This is a genomic window from Nitratidesulfovibrio oxamicus, assembly GCF_015731765.1.
Classification (GTDB): Bacteria; Desulfobacterota; Desulfovibrionia; order Desulfovibrionales; family Desulfovibrionaceae; genus Cupidesulfovibrio; species Cupidesulfovibrio oxamicus.
Genome location: NZ_VRYY01000463.1, coordinates 1 through 1855, shown reverse-complemented (window position 1 = coordinate 1855; position 1855 = coordinate 1). Strand labels below are relative to the sequence as shown.

The 1855-nt window shown below is 72.2% G+C and carries 3 protein-coding genes; all 3 read left to right on the top strand.

Annotation, left to right across the window (positions count from 1 at the left end):
- Positions 1–623, top strand: a 623-nt coding sequence (locus tag FVW20_RS13970; RefSeq protein WP_196610090.1) for a 5-formyltetrahydrofolate cyclo-ligase, incomplete at its 5' end; no start/stop codon positions are given.
- Positions 614–1459: a purine nucleoside phosphorylase YfiH/LACC1 family protein gene (locus tag FVW20_RS13965; protein ID WP_196610089.1), complete on the top strand. Its 846-nt coding sequence runs from the start codon at positions 614–616 to the stop codon at positions 1457–1459. The genes FVW20_RS13970 and FVW20_RS13965, both read left to right, overlap by 10 nt.
- A 37-nt stretch (positions 1460–1496) precedes the next feature.
- Positions 1497–1855, top strand: a 359-nt coding sequence (locus tag FVW20_RS13960; protein WP_443677872.1) for a glutamine amidotransferase-related protein, incomplete at its 3' end; no start/stop codon positions are given.

Sequence of the window (1855 nt, the reverse complement as noted above, 5' to 3'; positions counted from 1 at the left end):
CCGCCCTGCCGCCCGAAGAGGCCGCCCGCCTGGGCCATGCCGCGCAGGATGCCCTGCTGGCATCCCCTGCGTGGCAGGCCGCCCGGCAAGTGCTGCTGTACGTGGCCGTACGCAACGAGACCGCCACCGCACGCCTGCTGGACGCCGCCTGGGCGGACGGCAAGCAGGTGCTGCTGCCGCGCTGCGTGACGTCTTCTCCCGCATCCGGCTCCACATCCGGCTCTGCCGCCCCCCGGCAGGACGCTCCCCCCGCCGCCAACTGCGACAACGAGATGTGCCTGGCCCCCTGCGCCTGCGCGGCGGACCTCAAGCCGGGGCGCTACGGCATCGCGGAACCGGACCCCACCCGCTGCCCGGCCATCGACATGAATGCCGAGCCCGGTTCCGCGTCCTCCTTCGCACCCGGCCTTGCCGTCATCCCCGGTGTGGCCTTCGACCAGCAGGGCAACCGCCTTGGCCACGGCGCGGGCTACTACGACCGCTTCCTGGCCCACCCGGCCATGGCCCGCACCGCGCTGGTGGGGCTGGCCTACGCCTTCCAGATCGTACCGGCGCTGCCCGTGGCCCCATGGGACCGCCCCGTCCACGCACTGTGCACCGAGGAGGGACTGACATGGCTGTAACCACCCCGTCGCTGGCCTTTCCGCCGCTTTCCCGTTCCGGCGCCCCCGCCGCCAACCCTGCCACCAACCCGGATGACGTCACCCCGCAGTGCATCCGTTTCGCCTTTCCCGGCGTGCCGGGGGTGCGTTGCGCCTTCCAGACCCGGCGCGGCGGCGTCTCCGACGGCGCATGGGCCGGGGGCAACATTTCCTACGAGGTGGGCGACGACCCCGCCGCCGTGGCCGCCAACCGCGCAGCCCTGGCCGCCAGCCTTAACCTGGCCGAATGGGTGGAGGCCAGGCAGGTGCACGGCGATGCCATGATCATCGACCCGGAACCGGTGCAACTGGCCGCCGCGCTGGCCGCAACCCCGGTGGCCCAGGCCGACGGCCTTGCCACCGCGCGCCCCGGCGTGGGGCTGGTGATCAAGACGGCGGACTGCCAGCCCATCCTGCTGGCGCATGAAAGCGGCAGGTACGTGGCCGCTCTGCACGCCGGGTGGCGGGGCAACCGCATCGGCTTTCCGCAGTCGGGCGTGCGCGCCTTTTGCGAACGCTACGGCGTTCCCCCGCAAGAGGTACTGGCCGTGCGCGGCCCCAGCCTTGGCCCTGCGGCTGCGGAATTCGTCAACTTCGCCACGGAATGGGGGCAGGACTTCGCCCGCTGGTTCCGCACGGCCAGCCGCACCATGGACCTGTGGACGCTGACCCGCCACCAGCTTGCCGAGGCGGGCCTGCTGCCGGAACGCATCTACGGGCTGGACCTGTGCACCCACACCCTGGCCGACGACTTCTTCTCCTACCGCCGCGCCGCCACCACCGGGCGGCAGGCGTCCATCATCTGGATGGAGGGGTAGGGGTAGCCCGGACTACCGGACACCGCACCACCACCGCATGCGCATCCTGCTTGCCGACAACCACGACAGTTTCACGCGCAATCTCGAACATCTGCTGGTGGCCGCCACCGGCTGCGTGCCCATGGTCGTGCCGGTGGACCGGCTGGACGAGGCCACGACCGGCTGGCCCCATGCGTCCGACGGGCCGGCCCCCGCAGTCCGCTGGGATCTGCTGGTGATTTCGCCCGGCCCCGGCACGCCGGAAGAATATCCGCAGTACGCGCCACTGCTGGGCGGCGAGGGCACGCGGGTGGCGCGCGCGTCTCGCATGGCGGGCGCAACGGGCGACGACACCGATGCCGCCCTGCGTCCCGGTCAGTCCGCCGATGCGGTCGTCGAACCGGCTGCAACCTCGCC